Here is a 13,677-nt window from a genome sequence, read left to right as displayed (position 1 = left end):
GGGCTCCGACGAGGAGTGGTCGCCGGCTCGAATCCTGCCGTTAATGAAAATAGTTGTCAAATTCAGGCGCATCTGAACGACGCTCATCATTCTTCCGGCACAGCCCGCCCGAGCGTCGCCCGTGACGGCGTGTCACCGCCGACGAACTCCGAGTACTGGGAGTCACCTCCGCTATTGCACGCTCAGCAGCTTGAACCCGAACGCCGGGAGCTGGACCTGATACGTGGCGCCGGTGATCGCCGGGCCGGCAGTTCCTTCGACCAGATCGGTCGGCGTCTGACCAAGCGCGATGCCGGTGCCGGTGAGGTCGACCGAGACGGTCTGCGGGGTGCTCTGGAAGTTGAGCAGCACCAGCGCCTTCGCCGTACCGTCCTTGCTGGTCCGCTTGTAGGCGTAGTACTTCTGGTCGTTGCTGGTCGGCAGCTTGACCCGGAGACCGAGTGGCGCGAGGGCGGGTGAACTGTTCTGGGCCCGGATCAGTTTGTAGAGGGTCTCGCGCTGGTCCGCCGGCCAGTTCGGGATCTGCTGTTCGTGCGGGAGGATCGTGTAGTAGTCGTTGTGCAGGTAGAAGAAGGTGCCCATCGACGTCATCGTGGCGATCTCCAGCAGCCGCCGGTCGACCGGGTAGTTGGTCCGCCCCCAGTTCGGCGCGGTCTGGGTGACGCCGCCGGCGTTCACCATCAGGTCGCGGTAGTTCTTGAGAGTGTTCTCCAGGCCACTGGGGTTGCCGCTGTCGATGGCGCTGAGGATCGCGCTGCTGCCCGGGTTCGGCGGCTCGGCCCACTGGGTGATGGTGTAGTCCTGCAGGCTGTTGTAGTGCCAGTCGTAGATGTACTGCGGCTCGCGCACCCCCTCGCCGTTCATGAAGGTGTCGTAGTTGCGCAGTACGTCGGTGATCGCGTAGTTGTTCTTCGCCACCGTGGTCGTGTGATAGACGTTCGGCGCGTCCAGCGCGATACCGTCGACCCCCTTGTCCATCCAGAACCGCAGGTACTTGCGGGCCTCGTCGAGCCAGGCCTGGCTCGAGTAGTTGAACGACGGCGCCTTGGCATCCCAGGTGCCCCAGTAGTAGCCCTGCGCCCGGGCGCTGTAGTGCCACAACTCGGGGTACGCCCCCGGCTGCTTGCGCAGGTCGAACCACGAGCGTTCGACGCTCTGGACGTTGGCGCGGAAGTCGTCCTGCGCCTTCTGGAAGTACGGCGAATCGATCGACGCATAGCCGGGGTTGGTGAAGATGATGACCTTCATCCCCCTCGCGTGCGCGGCCTGCAGCAACTCCTCGAAGTCCTGCATGGTGCCGATGTCGGGGTCCACCTGGTACAGGTTCATCACCGGCAGCCCGGCCCACAGATCCTTGTTGCCGTCGGAGACCGGCGACAGCTCGATCGCCCGGAACCCCTGACTCTTCAAGGTGTCCAGCTGCGCGGTGATCGCGTCCAGCCGAAGCTGCTGCCAGACCGGATAGAACCGCATCACCCCGGAGCGGCTCTCCCACCACTTGGTGGTGACCGGCTCGCCGGTGCCGAACACCTTCAACTCCTGCGAACAGGCCCAGTGCCCGGCCGCGCTGCCGAGCACGGTCAGCTTGAGGTACCGGTAGTTGCCGGAGAGAACCTTGCTGAAGACCCGGCCGACCACGCCGTCGGTCTCGTCCAGCAACAGTTGCCAGTTCGTCTTGTCCTGCGAGCCCTCGATCTTGAAGGTCCAGGTGTCGTTGTCGACGAACGACTGCTCGATCCGGTCCACCGCGATACTGCTGCCCAGATCGAGCATCAGCCACTGCGGCATCCCCGAGACCTCCGCACCCCAGTACGACGTACCGTCGCCGTCCACCGCTTTGAACGGCTCGTACCCCGGTCCGTGGGACGAGGACGTCGCTGAGACTCCGCGGGCCAGGTTGCGGGGCTGCGGATCGATACCGTAGATCGCGAATTCGGTGCTTCCGGCCCAGAAGTTCGAGGCCGAGCCGGTGACGGTCAGGCGCACATAGCGATAGTTGCCGCTGACACCCTGGCTGAAGGTCTGGCCGCGGGCTCCGGTCGTCTTGTCGAGCAGCCTCGTCCAGCTGGTCCGGTTGGTGCTCGCCTCGATCAGGAACGAGTGGGTGTCGACGTCCTTGAAGTTCTGCTCGACCCCGGTGACGGCGTACGCGCTGCCGAGGTCGACCTCGAGCGTCTTCGGTTTGCGCCCGTCGGCGGCCGCCCAGTAGGTGGAGCTGTTGCCGTCGATCGCTTTGCGGGCCTCGAAGTTCTTCAGGCTGTCGGTGGCCGTGATCGCCTTCCCGATCGCCAGGTTGACCGGCGTGGCCGCTCGCTCCTGAGCGGCGTCCGCCTCGGCGTCACTCGAACCCGCCAGTGGCAGTGCGGCTGCCACCACGAGAGCCGCCACCAGTACCAGCATCTCGAACCCGCGCATCGGGACCACTCCTTCCGGCCGATGCCACGGTGGCAGCGGCCGGAACGGGTGGACAAGCCCTTTCAACGCAGGTCGAAGCTCACTGACACCGTCAGGCGGCGGCGCGGACCGTGGCCAGCGCGTTGCTCCAGGAGATGACCTGGTCCAGGACGGTGCCGAGCGCGCCCTCCTGGTACTCCGCCGGGGTGAACTCGGAGTAGTTCTTGAAGTCGGTGGCCAGCGACAGGGTGACCTGGTTGCGGACGTCGGCGACCTTCAGCTCGCCCATCACCAACCGCAGGTGCTCGACCGCGCGGGCGCCGCCGACGGCGCCGTAGCTGACGAAGCCGGCCGCCTTGTCGTTCCACTCCGCGAAGAGGAAGTCGATGGCGTTCTTCAGCGCGCCCGAGGTGGAGTGGTTGTACTCCGGCGTGACGAACACGTAGCCGTCGAAGGAGCCGATCTTCTCGGCCCAGGCCAGCGTGTGCGGCTGGGTGTACTGGCCCATCGACGGCGGGACCGCCTCGTCGAGATGCGGCAGCTTGTACTCCGCGATGTCGACCAGTTCGAACTCGGCGTCGCTGCGCTGCTTGGCGATGTCCAGGACCCAGTTGGCCACGGCCTCGCCGTTGCGGCCCGGCCGGGTGCTGCCGAGGATGATCGCGATCTTGGGCATGTTCTTCCTAACGCAGAGGGGGTCATGTTTGGTGACGCATCACCAAAAGTAGCAGATTTAGATGACGCATCAACCTATGAGGTGGGTCACTCGGGTGGAACGGCTGCTGTCAGCAGGGTGGGGTGGTGCCGTCTTCGCGGCAGAGGTCCCGGCTCGGCAGGTCGGCGAGGACCCGGTCGAGCATCTTGGTGAGCTGCTCCTGCTCCTCGCGGGTCAGCTTCTCCAGGAAGTGGGTGCGGACCGCGTCGACGTGATCCGGCGCCGCCGCCTCGATCGCGGCCCGGCCGGCGTCGGTCAACCGGACCATCGAGCCACGGGCGTCCGACTCGCACTCCTCGCGCACCACCAGGCCGCGCTTCTCCATCCGGCTCACCTGGTGCGACAACCGGCTCCGCTCCCAGCCGATCGACCGGCCGAGGTCGCGGGTCCGCAGTACGCCGTTCTCCGAGCTGGACACCGGATGCAGCAGCGCGTAGTCGGCGCCGGACAAGCCGGAGTTGCGGATCAGCCGCCCCTCGAGCGCCGTGGTCAGCTCTTGGTAGGCGTCACGATACGACTGCCACAGATGCGCCTCCCGCGCATCCAGCCATCGCGTCTCGGTCATCTGCCCATCTTACGTGCTCTGTTGACATGTCACGGGGTGCGCGAGAGCGCCACGGCGAGGCCGACCGTGCCGGCCATCACCAGGAGCTCGACACCGGCCAGCCGCCAGAAGGCACCCGGTTCGTTGGCGGCGAGGGCGGGCAGGGTCGACTGGCGATGACGCCATCCGATCCAGACCAGGAGGGTGAACGCGACCGCCTTGGCGAAGACCAGAGCGCCGTACCCGGTGGTGACCCATTGGGTGATCAGGCCGAGGCCGTCCTCGCGGCCGCCGAGGTGGATCTCGGCGGTGAGCAGGCCGGTCAGGCCGATCGCGATCGCGCAGCCGAAGGCCAGGCGGCTGAATTTCTCGATCGCGGGGAGCTGGTCGCGGCCGTACCTGATCAGTGATCCGAGGCCGCCGATCCAGGCGGTTGCGCAGAAGACGTGGATGACCAGCGACGAGGTGGCGAGCACGGACCAGAACGCCGTCCGCTCGATCGCTCCGTGGCCGGTCAGCAACGGCGCGGTCAACGCTGCTGCGGTCAACACCAACGCAATCCGCGCGGTCGCGACCGTACGAGCGCCGGACAACACCACCGCCAGCACGGCCGTCAGCAGCGCTGAGACCGCCAGAGCCCTGACCTGGTTGACTCCCCCGGCATCCCCGGCTCGCGCGGCCAACTGCGACATTGGCACGCCGAGGATCACTGAAGCGCTGGCCAGCAACCCGCCGATGGCGGCCACCGCCCACGCCCCAGCCGCTACTGCCGCATCCTGACAGGCTCGAAGCCCTTGTTTTGCGAGCTTTCCGTCAGATTGTGGAAGTAGCCAGGCTGCTGCCAGCACCGCGCCACCGGTGGCGATCGCGGCGAGGTCAGCGAGCAGGCGTAGTACGGGGACGGCCCAGGAGACCGGCGTACCGGCTCCTTGCAGGCCGGCGGGTAGCGGCTTCGGGGCTCCACCCGCGGCGAGCAATGCCACGAGCAGGACCACGAAACCGGCGGCGACGACCCCGGCGGCCAGGACCTTCCCCGATACCCGGGGAGCCGTGTCGACCGTCATTGAGGCGCAGGACGGCGACGGACGATGACGACAGCCAAGGCGACGACGACCAGCATCACGAGCGCCATCGCGACGATCACGACGACGTTCGAGCTGCTGTCCTTGGTCGGAGGTGCTGCGACAGCAGGCGTCGCGGCATGACCGGCGTGGGTGATCGTGAAGCTGGCGGTGACGGTGATCGGGTGGCCGTCGGCCGACACGATCCGGGCGTCGACGGTGTACCGGCCGACATCGACCAGGCCGTCGACCGGCTGGGTGACGGTCTTGTCGATCACCTTGATCTCACCGGTGGAGACGTTGGTGCCCTTCGGCGACTTGACCTGGACCTCGGCGCCGGTGCTGCCGACCGGTTCGTTGAAGGTCAGCACCACCTGGGTCGGCGGGGCGGCCGACGTCGAACCGTCGGCCGGGGTCATGGACTCGAGTTTGGCGTGCGCCGCCGCCGTCCCGGTGGAAACCACCAGGACGAGCAGCGACGCCACCAGCAATCCGGAAAAGCGGCGCACGATTACGGCGTGACCTTCCGCGTCCGGCCGGCCCGCAGACCGAGGCCGAGCCCGACCAGGCCGAGCAGCAGCCCGGCCCCGCCGAGCACCCGGGCCAGGGTGTCCGACGAACCACCCTTGTCGGTGTCAGTGGTCGCCGCCACCGGGGCGATCGCCGTGGACAGCTTCAGCGCCGGGGCCGGGTGCTCCGGCTTGTCGGCGGCGTCCTTGGCCACCTGCTCCCACTTGACCACCTTGCCGTCGCTGTAGGTCTGCACCGCGGGGAAGCTGAGCGAGTCGACTCCCTCGGGCAGCTTGCCGACCGACAGGGCGAACTCGTCGAAGTCGTTCGCCGGTACGCCGCTGCCCTCGGCGGTCCAGGTGACAGTTGTGATCGCCTCGGTCAGCGTGACGTCGCCGACCTTGACCTCCTTCGGCAGCTTCTCGGTGGTCTTGACGACCTTCCAGCCGCCCTTCACCTGCGCGCCGACGTGGGCGAACGGGTAGTCCTTGGGCAGCGAGACGGACAGCTTGGTGGTGCTGGCGGTGTCGGACTCGGTCGGCACCCGGAACACCAGCTTGGCGTAGCCGCCCGGCTTGGCATCCGGCGACGAGACAGTGACGTGGGCGGAGGCCGAATTGACGCCGCCTACCAGGACGAGCGCAGTGGCCGCGGCAATCGCGGCAGCACGCAGTACGAGCTTCTTGGACATGACTTTGAACCCTCTCTGGGGCATACGGTGTGGGGGCGGATCACTACAGAGCTGCAAGCACTCCGTACGCCGGCGGCCCACGCCGCGACACGCTCGAGGTCAGCCAGCGCTGGGTGAGCCGCGGCTGCTCCGGTACGCCGGGCAGCGCTGCGCGCACCCCCGGGATGGTGACCGCTGCTGCTGGCAGCTGCGGGACTAGGCGAGAGAGGATTCGTAGTACGCGTTGGACCCAGCGGTGGGTGCTGCCGATCAGCAGGACGCCGGCGAGTAAGACGAAGAGGTGCGCGGCCGACATGCTCACTGCGTCAGCAAACCCACCGTGCATCGACGCTGCCGGCTCGGCCGCCGCCGGGGCGGCACCGGCCAGGGGCTCCGGCATCGGCGTTGCCATGCCGGCGTGGCCCATCGCGGCGTGGTCAACGCCGGCATGACCCATCGCGGCGTGGTTGACGCCGGTGTGGCCCATCGCGGCGTGGTCCATTGCCGTCATCTCGTGCGCCGAGCTGTGGCCCATCGATGCGGCGTCCATCGCCGGATGCGGTGCAGCCGCTGGTGCGACGACTGGCCTGTGGCTCGCATCCAGCGTCAGATGGGTGACCAGTTGAAGCGCCGCCAACCCGGCGACAGTCAGCCAACGCCGACCCGTCAGGTGCTCACCGAGCGACCAAGCAATCGCCCCCAACACCACAAGCTGCGGAACCGCCGCGACCGAGGCCGAGCCGCCGACCAGGACGTGGCCGACCACCGCGACCGCGACGCTCAGCGTCGCGACGGCGGACGTCGCACTCGTCTCGGCACGCAACTCCGGTCACCCTCGTCATCGGCAGTGAAGGCAGCGTGACCGTCGGTGGGCGGGCCGCGCTCGAGACAACTCTACGGATCAGCGGGCCCCAGCGGGATCCCGTCTCAGTGTGCCGCGGCAAAACGCAGTACGGCGCCGAAAAACGCCTCCGGCTCCTCCAAGTGCCCGAAGTGCCCCGAATCGCCCAGGACGACCAACTCAGACCCCTTGATCCCATCGTGCAACTGCCGCGCCCACTTCTCACCGCAGATGAAGTCGTAGGCACCCACGATCACCAGCACCGGTACGGCGATCTCGCCCAGCCGCTCACGAACGTCCCACGCCGACGGCTGCCGGTTCGGGTCGATGGTGATGTCGACCAGCGGGAACCAGTCGGCCAGCCGCGGCGCGATCTCCTCGAAGTCCTTGAAGTAGACCGGCAGCAGCCGCTGGAGCGCGTCGACCTGACTCGCCTTGTCCTCCGGCGTCTCCTCCTGCCAGGCCGCCAGCACCTGCGCCGCGACCGGATCCCCCGCCGGCCGGCGAGCGACGTACGCCTCGATCTGCCGGAACGCCTCCTCGCCGAGCTCCTGACCGTTGAACGCCATCCCGTCGTAGACGATCACGCCGCGCAGCCGGTCGGGATAGTCCAGCGCGAACTGCAACGCGACGAACCCGCCGTGGGAGTGACCGAGGAAGAAGACCTTCTCCTCGCCCAGGTGCTGAGCCACCTGGTCCGCGAAGTACGCGTACTTCTCCATGCTGTAGTCGCCGTCGGGCAGCAGGTCGGACGCTCCCGTCCCGACCGGCTCGAGGTAGACCATCGTCAGGTGCCGCTCGAGCTCCGGCATCCGCAGGTAGTCGTAGTGGATACCAGGGCCGCCGGAGTGGACCAGGCAGACCGGGCCGGAGCCGGCGACGTGGTAGCTGACCTTCACACCGTCGACGATCAGTTCAGACATGCGGCCAGTTTGCCGGATTCAGGCAACCGATCTGGCGGTCGGCACGTTTGTAGCCTGACATCCAGGGAGGGACAGGTGTGAAGAGCGAGGCCGAGCGCGAGTACGTCGACTTCGTGACCCATCACGCCAACGGGCTCTGCAATACGGCGTACCTGCTGTGTGGGGACTGGCGGCGAGCTGAGGACGCGACCCAGGAGGCGCTGCTCAAGCTGTACCGGAGCTGGCCGCGGCTGCAACGCAAAGGCGCGATCGGCGCGTATGCCCGCAAGGTGGTGGTCTCGACCACGCTGGACGGGCTCCGGCGCCGGTCCAGCTCCGAACTGGTCGGCGGCGAGACCTACTTCACCGCCACCCCCGATCCGGCGGATCCGGTCGGCGTACTGGAGAACCGGCTGCTGATCATCCAGTTACTCGCCGAGCTCCCACCCCGCCAGCGGGCCTGCGTCGTACTGCGGTACTTCGACGAGCTGTCCGTCGACGAGACCGCGGAGGCACTCGGCTGCAGCACCGGAACCGTCAAGAGCCAGACCCTGCGAGCGCTGCAGAAGCTCCGCCTCGATCCAGCGCTCGCCGACCTCTCCGACTTCGCCGGGCTAGGAGGCTGAGATGACCCGTCAACTGAAAGACCTGATGCACGAGGCAACCGAACGGCAGGCCTTCACCCCGGACGTCGGCCACCTGGTCGCGACCGGTCGCCGGCAAACTCGCAACCGTCGGCTGCTGGCGGTCGTCGCCACCGCCGCATCGGTCGCCGTGGTTGCCACCGGCACCATGTTTGCCCTCGGCAGCACCGACCACCCCTCTCCCGCCGCTCCCCCGGCCTCAGCCGCACCGGAGGGCAGCAGCGGACTGTGCAGCGACCAGGACGGCAACGGCCTGACTGCCTGGGCCTGGCCAGTGATCGTGTTGGTCCAGGACACCTACGGAACATCGTCCGTGCGCCACGCACCCGGGGATCCCTCGACCATCGCCTACTGCACGACGGAGTGGGGCGGCGGAGCCAAGGACTCGGTGATCCCGAGAGACGGCGAGGCCACGCTCGTACTCCGGAAGTCCGCCGCCGTCGGCCGAGGGCTGCAGGAGCCCGGCAGCGTCACCACGGCCTTCGGCAGAACTCCGAAAAGCCCCGACCTGCGCGTCACCGTCGAGACCACGGACGGCCACGTCGGCATCGCCACCGTCAAGGGCGGCTTCTTCGCCTACCGACGGGTCGAGCAGACTCCGTGGCCCGGCCCACTCCCCGGCGCTGTCATCAGGTTCAAGTTCGCCGGGCAACCGCAGCGCGTCGTGGCCCAACGCTGAGCTGGGAGCCGCCCGTCGGGAATGATGGGCCCCATGAACTCGGGGATACCTGTACTGGAGATCGGTGGCAGCCACGTGACGGCGGCGATGGTCACGCCGTCGACCGGCCAGGTGGAGGGCGTCTATCGCGCCGGGCTGGATTCGAAGGCCTCGGCCGACTCCATCGTCGGCGAGCTGTGCGCCGCCGCCAAGAAGTTGCCCTTGGCAAAGGGACTGGCGGTGGCGCTGCCCGGCCCGTTCGACTTCGAGGCCGGCGTCGCCTGGTACAAACTGGACAAGTTCGCCTCGCTCTACGGTCAGGACCTCGGCCAGCGCCTGCGCGATGAGCTCGGGCTCGACCAGGTCGTCTTCATGAACGACGCCGAAGCGTTCACCGTCGGCGAGTGGTCCGCAGGCGAGCTACGCGGCCTCGATCGGTGCGTCGGCATCACGATCGGCACCGGCATCGGCTCAGCCTTCCTGGCCGACGGCCGCGTAGTCCGGACCGGCGACTCGGTGCCACCGGGCGGCGAGCTGTACCAGACAACGTTCGACGGCAAGCCGATCGAGGAGTGGATCTCGGCCCGGGCGATCCTCCGCCGGTACGACAAAGCGCTCGCCGCGGCGCCGGCGGGTGATGCCGGGGATGCGCTCGGCTCGCCGCCAGCACGCGACACCGACGATGCGCTCGGCACACCGCCAGCACGCGACACCGACGATGCCCTCGGCACACCGCCAGCACGCGACACCGACGATGCCCTCGGCACACCGCCAGCACGTGACACCGGGGAGGTTCTCGGCACGCCGTCGGCGCGTGATTCCGGGGCGACGGAGGACGCGCTCGGCACACCGCAGGCGCACGATACCGGGGCAACGAAGGACGCGCTCGGCACACCGCAGGCGCACGATACCGGGGCAACGAAGCATGTGCTCGGCACACCGCAGGCGCACGATACCGGGGCAACGGAGAATGCGCTCGGCGCGCCGACTGCCCACAGCACCGGGTCATCGGCGGGCGCGCTCGGCGCGCCACTTGCCCGGAGCGCCGGGTCGACGGAGCATGCGCTCGGCGCGCCGCCTACCCGGAGTACCGGATCGACGGCGGGTGCGCTCGACGCGCCACTTGCCCGGAGCGCCGGGTCGACGGAGCATGCGCTCAGCGCGCCGCCTGCCCGGAGTACCGGGGTGAAGGAGATCGCCGAGGCAGCTCGTGCAGGCGACGCGGCCGCCAAGAGCGCCCTGGTCGGCGCGTTCCAGGTCCTGTCCGACGCATTGGTGCCATGGCTCGAACGCTTCGGCGCCACCCGGGTCGTGCTCGGCGGGTCGATCTCCGGCGCATTCGACGTGGTCGCCGAGGTGTTCCCGTTCCCGGTCAGCGCGACGGCCGACACCGAGCACTCGGCCCTGATCGGGGCGGCAGAGCACTACCTCCGGAGTACCGCGACCGAAAACTGACGGAGGCGGTCGCTACGGTGGCGGACATGCCTCCTCGCAAAGCCGCCACCAAGATCGCCACCCCTCGCCTGCGCACGCAGCTTGAGGAGCGGGCGCTGACCGCGGACGAAGTGGGTGACGAGGACCGGCTCACCGACCTGGAGCTGACCGACCAGAACCTCGGCGGGCTGTTCGCCGAACACGTCGAGCTCAGCGGCTGCCGGCTGACCAGGGTCAACCTGGGCGGCTCGGAGCTGGAGAAGCTGATCCTGGTCGACCTCGAGCTCGACCACTGCGATCTCGCGAACGCGCGCTGGGCCGACGCGTCCGGCACCCGGCTATCGATCACGTCGTCACGGCTGACCGGGTTCGCCGGGCCCGGCCTGAACCTGCAGCACGTGACGCTACGGGACACGGTGCTCGACTTCGCGTCGTTCCGGTTCGCGAAGTTCGTGAAGGTCGAGTTCACCGACTGCCGGTTACAAGGCGCCGACTTCGTCTCGGCCGATCTGAGCGGCACCGTCTTCCGCCGCTGCGACCTGACCGGCGTCGAGTTCTCGCAGGTATCCGCGACCGGCGCCGTCTTCGTCGACTGCACCTGGGACGGCACGCGCGGCATCGGCAGCCTGGCCGGCGCCACCATCGCCAACTCCTCCCCAATCGACACGCTCGCCGTCACCGTCGCGATGGCGACAGCACTGGGCATCACCCTCGGCGACCCGGACGACCACGCCGCGTCCTGAGGCTCAGTCTCAGCCCCTAACCGCGACACGTCGAGCAATCCCCTCAACGACCCAGACGACCACCCCGAATCCTGAGGCTCAGTCTCACCCCCTAACCGCGACACCTCGAGCAATCCCCTCAACGACCCAGACGACCACCCCGGATCCTGAGGCTCAGTTTCAACCCTTAACCGCGACACGTTGACCAATCCCGTCGACGAGCAGGCCAACCGCGCCGGTGAACGCCTGATCAGCGGCACGGATCCAGGGTTGACCACCGCCCTTCCGTTGTTGAGCGGCGATCGCCGTCGACTCAGGGAAGCGCTCAGCGAAGTCCGGGGCAGCCTCAGCCAGAGCCTGCCCCCGAGCGGCCCACCACTCCGCATCCGCCTCGGTCACCGCGCTCCTCGCCTCGACAGCTTGGCGTGCGGCCCCGCGCACGACACTGAACAGAGCACTCGTCGCCGCCGGCCGATCCTTCAGCGGCAGGCTTGCGGTCGCCAGGATCCGCAACAGCGACTCCAGCACCTCCTGCTCGCGCGGACCGAGCACCGGCCTCGCCGACGAGACATCGAGCAACCACGGATGCCGCAGATACAGCTCCCGTAGCTGGACACACCAGCGCGTGATCGCCTTCTGCCAACTCGCCCCGCTCTTCACCTCGCCAACCTCCGCGTGGACGCTGTCGTACATCAGATCGACCATCACGTCGCGGCTGAGCACATAGGTGTAGAGCGACATCGCCGTCCGGCCGAGCTCGTTGCCCACGGCCCGCATAGTGACCGCTTCCAGCCCGTCCGCGTCCGCGATCCCCACCGCCGCGGCGATCACCTCGTCGGAACCGATGGCGTGCCGCGGCCCACGCTTCGGGGTCGCGACCTTGCCCCACAGCAGCGCCAGCGTCCGCCCCGGGTCACCCTGACCGGTCTGCACCGCCATCGATTTACTCCTTACGCCGTAAACTGTTACCGTTGCGTCGTCGCTCACTATACATCGTAAGGAGTTTCCCGATGGTGGACTTCGAAGTACACGGCGAAGGCCCAAATCTCTTGCTGCCGGTCAATCCGGCCGCCCCCGTCGAGGGCCCGGCCACCGATCAGATGCGCGCCTGGGGCGCCGACCCGGCGCTCGGCCACACCCTGGTCGCGGGCTTCAGCCGCCGCTTCCGGGTGATCGCGTTCGACTACGAGGGCTTCCTCCAAGCCAACCCCAAGCCGGACACCCTCACCCCGGATACGCTCGTCGCAGACTTCCTCGCCATCGCGGATGCCGCCGGCGCCGACACCTTCGCGTACTACGGCTACAGCTGGCTCGGCATGGCCGGTCTCCAACTAGCGATCCGCACCAACCGGCTGACCGCCCTGGCGATGGGCGGCTACCCACCACTGGACGGCCCGTACGACGCAATGCTCGCCGTCACCGAGGCAACCCACACCGAAGCAATCCAAGCCGAGACCAACCGTTCCGAGCCAGACCAGCCGGAGCCCGAGAAGGTCGAGCCCGGCGACTGGGACAACGCAGAGATTGCCCTGAGCAAGGACCAGACCCAGCAGTTCATGACTCTCTACCAAGCCCTGAAGGGTTTCGACGACCGCTCGATCCAGGCAGACCTCACCATCCCCCGCCTCTGCATCGCCGGCAGCGCCGACAACATCCGCTACGGCGAACGCTGGGGCAACACCCTGGTCAGCATCGGCACCCCCCTCACCGCCAACCAGGTAGTCCTCGAGCAACTGGGCTGGACCGTGCACCTACTCGACGGCCTCGACCACATGCAAGCCATGCAAGCCGCCCGAATCCTCCCCATCGTTGAACCCTGGCTAGCCAAACAACTCGGCGCCTGAGCCCCGCCGCCCCGGAGCCTGACCCTCGCCGGGCGACTCCCCCGAGCCCATCAAGTCGCCAGCCGCGGCGCCTGACGCCAAGTACTGCGCCACGCAAGACCACCTCCGCCTGCATCCTGCTCGGGTTCTCGGGCAGCTAGTCAGCTGCTCAACGGGCCAGCGGCTCACGGCTAGTGCTCCAGCCTGGTAGCTGGAGGCTCCGGCTGGCAGCCTGCTGCTCCCGGCTCCCAGACCTCGATCGCGGCTAGCGGCTCGGCTCGCGGCTGGCGGCGGCTCGCAGCTTCCGGCTGGCCGCTCCCGGCTGACGGCTCGCGGCACCCGGCCAGCGACTCGCGGCCGGCCCGGCTCTCGTCCGGCGACTCTCGACTCGCGGCCAGTCAGGCGTTCCGTCAACTCCTAGACGTTCGTGGTGCTGACAGCCGGAATCACCAAGATGTCCAGCACGCGCTCGGCCGCCGCGCGCGATCCCGGCCGCCGCGCAGGACCACCTGCAGCTGCATCTTGCTCGGGTTTTCAGGCAGTTGGTCGGCTGCTCAACGGCTCAGCGGCTGGCGGCTGGCGACTGGCGGCTGGCGGCGGCGCGCAGCTCCCGGCTGACAGCTCGCCGCACCCGGCTCGCGGTCGGCGACTGGTGACTGGCGGCTCTCGTCCGGCGAGTCGCTGTTCGCCGTTCGCTGCTCGCTGCTCGCGGCTCCCGGCCGGTGGCTCCGACCGGCGGGCTGGCTACTCCCGGCTCCC

The 13,677-nt window shown here is 68.4% G+C and carries 14 protein-coding genes; 5 read left to right on the top strand and 9 right to left on the bottom strand.

Going from position 1 to position 13,677, the window contains the following annotated elements; genetic code table 11:
- Positions 1 to 171 precede the first annotated feature (171 nt).
- The 8 genes from AB0P21_RS21075 to AB0P21_RS21040 all read right to left on the bottom strand — a co-directional run bounded on the left by AB0P21_RS21075 (position 172) and on the right by AB0P21_RS21040 (position 7,658).
- Positions 172 to 2,415, bottom strand: coding sequence for a discoidin domain-containing protein (locus AB0P21_RS21075; protein WP_363698808.1), 2,244 nt, complete (start codon positions 2,413 to 2,415; stop codon positions 172 to 174).
- 91 nt (positions 2,416 to 2,506) lie between these two features.
- Positions 2,507 to 3,070: an NAD(P)H-dependent oxidoreductase gene (locus AB0P21_RS21070; protein WP_363698807.1), complete on the bottom strand. Its 564-nt coding sequence runs from the start codon at positions 3,068 to 3,070 to the stop codon at positions 2,507 to 2,509.
- 109 nt (positions 3,071 to 3,179) lie between these two features.
- Positions 3,180 to 3,674 (bottom strand): MarR family winged helix-turn-helix transcriptional regulator, encoded by a 495-nt coding sequence (locus AB0P21_RS21065; RefSeq protein WP_363698806.1) that lies wholly within the window; start codon positions 3,672 to 3,674, stop codon positions 3,180 to 3,182.
- A gap of 29 nt (positions 3,675 to 3,703) precedes the next feature.
- On the bottom strand, positions 3,704 to 4,717 hold the full coding sequence (locus tag AB0P21_RS21060; RefSeq protein ID WP_363698805.1) for a CopD family protein: 1,014 nt from the start codon (positions 4,715 to 4,717) through the stop codon (positions 3,704 to 3,706).
- Entirely contained in the window at positions 4,714 to 5,223 is a 510-nt protein-coding gene (locus AB0P21_RS21055) for a copper resistance CopC family protein (RefSeq protein ID WP_363698804.1), read from the bottom strand. Before AB0P21_RS21055 ends, AB0P21_RS21060 begins: the two co-directional genes overlap by 4 nt.
- Before the next feature lie 2 nt (positions 5,224 to 5,225).
- Positions 5,226 to 5,915, bottom strand: coding sequence for a YcnI family protein (locus AB0P21_RS21050; protein WP_363698803.1), 690 nt, complete (start codon positions 5,913 to 5,915; stop codon positions 5,226 to 5,228).
- A 43-nt stretch (positions 5,916 to 5,958) separates the two neighbouring features.
- A complete protein-coding gene (locus AB0P21_RS21045) occupies positions 5,959 to 6,717 on the bottom strand; it encodes a hypothetical protein (protein ID WP_363698802.1) in 759 nt (252 codons plus the stop codon).
- 104 nt (positions 6,718 to 6,821) lie between these two features.
- A complete protein-coding gene (locus AB0P21_RS21040; protein ID WP_363698801.1) occupies positions 6,822 to 7,658 on the bottom strand; it encodes an alpha/beta hydrolase in 837 nt (278 codons plus the stop codon).
- 77 nt (positions 7,659 to 7,735) lie between these two features.
- Here AB0P21_RS21040 and AB0P21_RS21035 point away from each other — a divergent pair, with 77 nt between their 5' ends.
- The 4 genes from AB0P21_RS21035 to AB0P21_RS21020 are packed head-to-tail and all read left to right on the top strand — an operon-like array spanning position 7,736 to position 11,116.
- Positions 7,736 to 8,263, top strand: a complete 528-nt coding sequence (locus AB0P21_RS21035) for a SigE family RNA polymerase sigma factor (protein ID WP_363698800.1) — start codon at positions 7,736 to 7,738, stop codon at positions 8,261 to 8,263.
- A 1-nt stretch (position 8,264) separates the two neighbouring features.
- Positions 8,265 to 8,960, top strand: coding sequence for a hypothetical protein (locus tag AB0P21_RS21030; RefSeq protein ID WP_363698799.1), 696 nt, complete (start codon positions 8,265 to 8,267; stop codon positions 8,958 to 8,960).
- Positions 8,961 to 8,993: 33 nt separating this feature from the next.
- Positions 8,994 to 10,394, top strand: a complete 1,401-nt coding sequence (locus AB0P21_RS21025) for an ROK family protein (RefSeq protein WP_363698798.1) — start codon at positions 8,994 to 8,996, stop codon at positions 10,392 to 10,394.
- Between the two features lie 26 nt (positions 10,395 to 10,420).
- Positions 10,421 to 11,116 carry a pentapeptide repeat-containing protein gene (locus AB0P21_RS21020; protein WP_363698797.1) on the top strand — a complete coding sequence of 232 codons (696 nt, stop codon included), beginning with the start codon at positions 10,421 to 10,423 and terminating at the stop codon, positions 11,114 to 11,116.
- Positions 11,117 to 11,275: 159 nt separating this feature from the next.
- Here the strand turns inward: AB0P21_RS21020 and AB0P21_RS21015 are convergent, their stop codons facing one another.
- Positions 11,276 to 12,034 (bottom strand): TetR/AcrR family transcriptional regulator C-terminal domain-containing protein, encoded by a 759-nt coding sequence (locus tag AB0P21_RS21015; RefSeq protein ID WP_363698796.1) that lies wholly within the window; start codon positions 12,032 to 12,034, stop codon positions 11,276 to 11,278.
- Positions 12,035 to 12,105: 71 nt separating this feature from the next.
- Here AB0P21_RS21015 and AB0P21_RS21010 point away from each other — a divergent pair, with 71 nt between their 5' ends.
- A complete protein-coding gene (locus AB0P21_RS21010; protein ID WP_363698795.1) occupies positions 12,106 to 12,939 on the top strand; it encodes an alpha/beta hydrolase in 834 nt (277 codons plus the stop codon).
- Positions 12,940 to 13,677: the final 738 nt, after the last annotated feature.

It is taken from the genome of Kribbella sp. NPDC056861 (assembly GCF_040687575.1).
GTDB lineage: Bacteria > Actinomycetota > Actinomycetes > Propionibacteriales > Kribbellaceae > Kribbella.
Note: the sequence above shows the minus strand (reverse complement) of the source record. Positions and strands in the feature narration are given on the sequence as shown.